This is a genomic window from Brevundimonas sp., assembly GCF_032107865.1.
Lineage (GTDB): Bacteria > Pseudomonadota > Alphaproteobacteria > Caulobacterales > Caulobacteraceae > Brevundimonas.
Window position 1 is genome coordinate 1 of record NZ_DAMCNG010000165.1, and the last position, 6059, is coordinate 6059.

Annotated in this window: 6 protein-coding genes and 2 pseudogenes; 6 read left to right on the forward strand and 2 right to left on the reverse strand. The window is 67.0% G+C overall.

The features are described 5' to 3' along the window. A pseudogene (locus tag RT567_RS12530) lies at positions 1-181 on the reverse strand (methyltransferase); the annotation flags it as partial. A 142-nt stretch (positions 182-323) separates the two neighbouring features. Here RT567_RS12530 and RT567_RS12535 point away from each other — a divergent pair. Then, the gene (locus RT567_RS12535) at positions 324-1298 is read left to right on the forward strand and encodes a polyprenyl synthetase family protein (RefSeq protein WP_313576662.1); all 975 of its coding nucleotides are present in this window, start codon (positions 324-326) and stop codon (positions 1296-1298) included. After that, entirely contained in the window at positions 1298-1711 is a 414-nt protein-coding gene (locus RT567_RS12540) for a hypothetical protein (RefSeq protein ID WP_313576659.1), read from the forward strand. The genes RT567_RS12535 and RT567_RS12540 overlap by 1 nt, the downstream gene beginning before the upstream one ends. A gap of 4 nt (positions 1712-1715) precedes the next feature. Here RT567_RS12540 and RT567_RS12545 read toward each other — a convergent pair whose 3' ends face one another. Beyond that, complete coding sequence (locus RT567_RS12545) at positions 1716-2921, reverse strand: pyridoxal phosphate-dependent aminotransferase (protein WP_313576660.1); 1206 nt, start codon at positions 2919-2921, stop codon at positions 1716-1718. A gap of 121 nt (positions 2922-3042) precedes the next feature. On the opposite strand from RT567_RS12545, the gene RT567_RS12550 reads away from it, so the two are divergent. The 4 genes and pseudogenes from RT567_RS12550 to RT567_RS12565 all read left to right on the forward strand — a co-directional run. Then, positions 3043-3765, forward strand: coding sequence for a TVP38/TMEM64 family protein (locus tag RT567_RS12550; protein ID WP_040345220.1), 723 nt, complete (start codon positions 3043-3045; stop codon positions 3763-3765). A 13-nt stretch (positions 3766-3778) separates the two neighbouring features. Beyond that, positions 3779-4396 carry a glutathione S-transferase C-terminal domain-containing protein gene (locus RT567_RS12555; protein WP_313576661.1) on the forward strand — a complete coding sequence of 206 codons (618 nt, stop codon included), beginning with the start codon at positions 3779-3781 and terminating at the stop codon, positions 4394-4396. Between the two features lie 252 nt (positions 4397-4648). Further along, complete coding sequence (locus RT567_RS12560) at positions 4649-5689, forward strand: rod shape-determining protein (RefSeq protein WP_087139474.1); 1041 nt, start codon at positions 4649-4651, stop codon at positions 5687-5689. A 118-nt stretch (positions 5690-5807) separates the two neighbouring features. Next, positions 5808-6059 (forward strand): annotated as a pseudogene (locus RT567_RS12565) (rod shape-determining protein MreC); the annotation flags it as partial.

Consider the following 6059-nt stretch of genomic DNA (forward strand, 5'->3'; position numbering starts at 1 on the left):
CGCAGCCCGCCTCGATCAGTCGGTCGCCGGGGCGCGCCTCGACCGCAGCGGCCAGCAGGGCGGCGTCCATGCCCGCGCGATAACCCTTCGTCGGTTGGCGCAAACGGATGCGTCCGCCCAGAAAGGCGGATTCGGCCACATCTGCGGCGACAGTAAGGGATGACTCGGCTTGACCCATCATAGCGCCGCCACCATTGTGCGCCGCATCGCGTCCGGGCAAGCGGATGCGTGTGAATTTCGGGCGAATCTCCCCCTTCGCCCCTGTGCTGAAAGAGATTTCCGTGGACGCAGCTCTCGCCGTCGCTCCCCGTCCCAAGGGCGATGTGGACGCTCTGGTTCATCTGGCCAAGGACGACATGGCGGCGGTCGACGCCTTGATCATCGCGCGGATGCAGTCAGACGTGCCGGTGATCCCCCTGTTGGCCGAGCATCTGGTGTCGGCGGGCGGCAAGCGTTTGCGCCCCCTGCTGACCGTCGCCGCCGCGCGCGCGGTGGGCCAGACGGGCGCCATCGAAGGCCCCAAGAAGCTGGCCGCTTCGGTCGAGTTCATCCACACCGCCACCCTGCTGCACGACGACATCGTCGACGGCTCCGAAATGCGCCGGGGCAAGGTCGCGGCGCACCTGATCTGGGGCTCGGCCTCGTCGGTGCTGGTCGGCGACTTCCTGTTCGCCCGCGCGTTCGAACTGATGGTCGAAACCGATTCCCTGCGCGCCCTGGGCATTCTGGCGCGAGCCTCGGCCGTGATCGCCGAGGGGGAGGTGCTGCAACTGACGCGCGCCCACGACCTGAACCTGGACCTGGACACCTATCTGCAGATCATCCGCGCCAAGACGGCCGAGCTGTTCGCCGCCGCCGCCGAATCCGGCGCGGTCGGGGCGGGCGCGACGGACGAACAGGTTGCGGCCCTGCGCGACTACGGCATGGCGCTGGGCATCGCCTTCCAGCTGGCGGACGACGCCCTGGACTACGGCGGCGCGACCGAGACCCTGGGCAAGAACGCCGGCGACGACTTCAACGAGGGCAAGGCGACCCTGCCGCTGCTGCTGGCCGTTCAGCGCACCAAGGGGACCGAAGACCTGTTCTGGGATCGCGTCATCACCAAGGGCGACCGCAAGCCCGAGGATTTCGACCGCGCGCGGCAGTTGATCGTCGCCAGCGGCGCCGTTGAGGCCACGCTCGACACGGCGACGGAGTACGCCGACCGGGCCAAGACGGCCTTGCAGGTGCTGCCTGCAGGGCCGTGGCGCTCGGCGCTGGAAGCCCTGGCCGACTTCGCCGTCAGCCGGGCGATGTGATGCTGGCGGCGCTGCTCGTCGCCGGGCAACTGGCCGCGCAGGAGCCGCCGCGCTTCCTCATGCCGCAAAGGCCGGGGGACGGGCTGAAAGCCGAGCTGTTCCGTCTGGAGCCGGGCGATCCCGGCGGTCAGGCGCGCGCCCTGCTGGGCGAGGCGATGACGCGGGACGACGCCGAACTGGTCGTGAGACCCGTGCCGCCGATCATCATGCTGTATCGCGAAGGCAGTCTGCCGGACGGCCCGATCGTGCTCTACGCCGGACCAGAGGTGGAGGGCGAACCGGACGCTGCCTGCCGTCTTTCACGCCTTCCCGGCGGAGAGATCGACAACTCGGCGCGCGCGCTGGCGTGGTGCGGAGGCTTTATCCTGAAAACGGCGCCGACGTTGAACATTCCGCCGGCGCCGGTTCACTGAAGCCCTATTTCAGGCTGGCGCAGAAGCGCTGGATGCGGGTGCAGCCTTCTTCCAGCACGGTTTCCGAGGTGGCGTAGCTGATGCGGAAATAGGGGCTGAGGCCGAAGGCGGCGCCCTGGACCACGGCCACGCCTTCGGCGTTCAGCAGTTCGGCGGTGAAGGTCTCGTCGTCGGTGATGACCACGCCCGACGGCGCCGTCTTGCCGATCAGACCCTCGATCGACGGATAGACGTAGAAGGCGCCTTCCGGCTTCGGGCAACGGATGCCATCAGCCTGGTTCAGCATGGAGACGACCAGATCGCGGCGCTTCTCGAAGGCGGCTGCGCGCGGGGCCAGGAAGTCCTGCGGGCCGTTCAGGGCCTCGACCGCCGCCCATTGGCTGATGGAGGAGGGGTTGGAGGTCGTCTGGCTGGCCACCTTGCGCATCAGGTCGATCAGCGGCTTGGGACCGCCCGCATAGCCGATGCGCCAGCCGGTCATGGCGTAGGCCTTGGACACCCCGTTGCAGGTCAGGGTGCGGTCGTAGAGGTCGGGCGCGACCTGGGCCATGGTGACGTAGTCGAAGTCGCCATAGACGAGGTGCTCATACATGTCGTCGGTCAGGATCCAGACCTGCGGGTGCTTGCGCAGCACCACAGCCAGGGCCTCCAGCTCGGCGCGGGTATAGGCGGCGCCGGTCGGGTTCGACGGCGAGTTCAGGATGATCCACTTGGTCTTGGGCGTGATGGCGGCGTCCAGAACTTCGGGACGCAGCTTGAAGCCGTCGGCTTCCTGACCGACCACGGTGACGGGCTCGCCGCCGGCCAGCAGCACCATGTCGGGGTAGGAGACCCAGTAGGGCGCCGGCACGATCACCTCGTCGCCGGGGTTCAGCGTGGCGACCAGAGCGTTGTAGATCACCGGCTTGCCGCCCGAGGCGACGTGGATCTGGTTGGTTTCGTAGGTCAGGCCGTTTTCACGAGCGAACTTGGCGGCGATGGCGGCCTTCAGTTCGGGCATGCCGTCGGCGTCGGTGTATTTGGTCTCGCCGCGATTGATGGCCTCGATGGCCGCCGCCTTAACGTTGTCGGGGGTGTCGAAGTCCGGCTCGCCGGCGCCCAGACCGATGACATCGCGCCCCTGGCGTTTCAGTTCGCGCGCCTGGGCGGTCACGGCCAGGGTGGCCGACGGCTTGACGCGAGCGAGGGAGGCGGACTGAAGGCTGGACATGTCTATCCCGTCTGGTGGAAGTGATGGGGCCGGGGAGGCTGAGGCTTGATACGCAACCCCGCAGGGGCGCACAACGTTTGTGCGCGGCCTGGACGATCAAAAGGCGATTTGGGCGAAATTTATGCGGCGCGTCGTCGATTTTCTGCTGAATATGGAGGCCAAGCGGTGGCGCACCCTGGCCGTGACCCTGCTGTTGCTGGCGGGAATCATCGCCCTGTTCGCCCTGGGCAAGACGCAGCTGGCGTTGGGCGCGGAGGATCGGCTGGAGCATTGGCTGGCCGGATACCGCATCGGGCCGTGGGGGCTGGCGGCGGCGGTGCTGGTCTTCACCCTGTCGGCCTTCATCGGCGTGCCGCAGTTCCTGTTGATCGCGGCCTGCGTCGTGGCTTTCGGGCCGTGGTTCGGATTTCTCTATAGCTGGATCGCCACGATCGCCTCGGCGGCCGTCACCTATTGGCTGGGGCGCGGGCCGACCGCGCGGACGCTGGAGCGATATGGCGGCGGAACGGTCGAACGCATCCGTAAATTCGTCGGCCGCAACGCCTTTTCGGCCAGCTTCATCATCCGCAACGTTCCCTCGGCGCCTTTCATCGTGGTGAACATGGCCTTCGGCGCGGTGCGGGCCTCGTTTCCGGCCTATCTGGCGGGGTGCGCCCTGGGCGTGTTGCCCAAGACGGCGCTGGTCGCCTTTTTCGGCGGGTCGTTCATGGCGGCGGTCAGCGGCGACGGGATCTGGACTTCGGTGATCCTGGCGGCCGTCGCGGGCGTTTGGCTTGTATTGATGTTGGCGGTGCGCGAGTGGGTGAAACGCCGCGAGGCTGCGCGCAGCCTGCAAGTGGATTGATCGGAGAACGACGATGCTGAAGCTCTATTATTCGCCCGGCGCCTGCGCCATCGCTTCGCACATCGGCCTGGAAGAGGCGGGCGCGGACTATGTGATCGAGAAGATCGACCTGCGCGCCGGCCAGCAGCGCACGCCGGAATACCTGGCGATCAACCCGGCGGGCGTGACCCCGGCCCTGCAGACGCCCAAGGGCGTGCTGACCCAGAACGGCACCATCCTGGCCTATGTCGCCCAGACCCATCCGCACGCCCAGCTGGCCGATCTGGACGATCCGTTCGAGTTTGCGCGGATGCAGGCCTTCAACGGCTGGCTGGCGTCGTCGCTGCACCCGGCCATCGGCAAGGCGCTGTTCTCCAAGCCGCCGCTGGAAGGCGAGGCCAGGGACGAGGCCGTGCGGATTGCGCTCGAGAAATACGACCTGGCCGAGAATCATCTTCTGGCCGGCCCGTGGGTCATGGGCGAAGATCATTCGATGGCGGACGGTTATCTGCTGGTCTTCACGCGCTGGGCGCGTCAGGCGGGCCTGCTGGACAAGGCGCGCTTTCCGAAGCTGAACGCCCATCTGGACCTGGTGCAATCGCGCCCGGCGGTGCAGCGCGTGCTCCATGCCGAAGGCATCACGGCGGTCTGAGCCGCGAACCCGCAAGCGGGGCTGGAAAGCTTGAGCGGCAAGGCTTTCAAGCCTTGCCGTGACAAGCCTGTGATCGAGGAGTCATAGGCGCTTGCAATCCCCGCGGCATGAGGGCAAACGGGCCTGTAGTCGGCTCGGCGAAGACGGTCAGGACAGCTTTGCGATCAACGTGAAGCGGGGGTAGGGCGTCGCCACAGCGGACGAATGAAATTCACGCCCTTGCAGGCCCGAACTAAAGCGGTACCGACGCCCATGCTTTCACCCCTCTTCGGCATGATTTCCAATGACATCGCTATGGATCTGGGGACGGCCAACACCCTGATCTACATGCGCGGCAAGGGGATCGTCCTGAACGAGCCGTCGGTTGTCGCCCTGCGTAACGTCGGCGGCCGCAAGATCGTCCACGCCGTCGGCCTGGAAGCCAAGCAGATGCTGGGCCGTACCCCCGGCCACATGGAAGCCATCCGTCCGATGCGCGACGGGGTCATCGCCGACTTCGAAGTCGCCGAAGAGATGATCAAGCACTTCATCCGCAAGGTTCACAACCGCAAGGGCTTCGTGAACCCGAAGATGATCGTCTGCGTCCCGTCGGGCGCCACGGCCGTTGAGCGCCGCGCCATCAATGATTCCTGCCTGAACGCCTCGGCCCGTCGCGTCGGCCTGATCGACGAGCCGATGGCCGCTGCGATCGGCGCCGGTCTGCCGATCCACGAGCCGACTGGTTCGATGGTCGTCGATATCGGCGGCGGCACGACCGAAGTGGCCGTTCTGTCGCTGTCGGGCATCGTCTATTCGCGTTCGGTTCGTGTTGGCGGCGACATGATGGACGACGCCCTGATCGCCTATATGCGCCGCAACCATAACCTGCTGATCGGCGAAACGACCGCCGAACGCATCAAGAAGGACATCGGCACCGCCCGCATCCCGACCGACGGCGAAGGCCTGTCGATCGAGGTCAAGGGCCGCGACCTGATGCAGGGCGTGCCGCGCGAAGTGAAGATGAGCGAACGTCAGGCGGCGGAGGCCCTGGCCGAGCCCGTCTCGCAGATCGTGGAAGCCGTGAAGGTCGCCCTGGAGGCTACGCCGCCGGAACTGGCCGCCGACATCGCCGACAAGGGTATCATGCTGACGGGCGGCGGCGCTCTGCTGCGCGGCCTGGACGCTGAGATCCGCGACCACACGGGCCTGCCGGTGCAGGTGGCGGATGATCCGCTGTCGTGCGTCGCCATCGGCTGCGGCAAGGTGCTGGAGCACCCGTCGTGGATGAAGGGCGTCCTCGAGTCATCGCTCTGAGACTGATCGGCCTGCCGCAGGCGCCGCGTTCCTGAAAAGGAGCGGATTTCTGGGGCAGGCTCACACTTTCGGCGGGCTTCGCCTCGCCGATTCCTAAGCTCTAGCAGGAAGGCTGGCCGTGGCGTTTCGCGACGGACCGTTCGAGAATCTGAAGGTGCCGCTGGCCTGGACGGCCGCGGTCATGGTCGTCGGCGGCATCGTCGCTGCGGTCATGCTTCTGCTCGCCGATCGGCCGCACCAGGCGGCCGACGACTTGGGGCCAACGCGCGCCGCATTCGACAGCGCCGCCGGAACCACGGGCGGCGTCCTGGCCGCGCCGGTCCGCTGGGGCGGCGACGCCGTGGATTACGTCAAAGGCTATTTCTTCGCC

Coding starts and splice junctions, on each gene's coding strand:
- RT567_RS12560 (WP_087139474.1), top strand. CDS start 4,649: ATGCTTTCACCCCTCTTCGGCATGATTTCCAATGACATCGCTATGGAT.
- RT567_RS12555 (WP_313576661.1), top strand. CDS start 3,779: ATGCTGAAGCTCTATTATTCGCCCGGCGCCTGCGCCATCGCTTCGCAC.
- RT567_RS12550 (WP_040345220.1), top strand. CDS start 3,043: ATGCGGCGCGTCGTCGATTTTCTGCTGAATATGGAGGCCAAGCGGTGG.
- RT567_RS12545 (WP_313576660.1), bottom strand. CDS start 2,921: ATGTCCAGCCTTCAGTCCGCCTCCCTCGCTCGCGTCAAGCCGTCGGCC.
- RT567_RS12540 (WP_313576659.1), top strand. CDS start 1,298: ATGCTGGCGGCGCTGCTCGTCGCCGGGCAACTGGCCGCGCAGGAGCCG.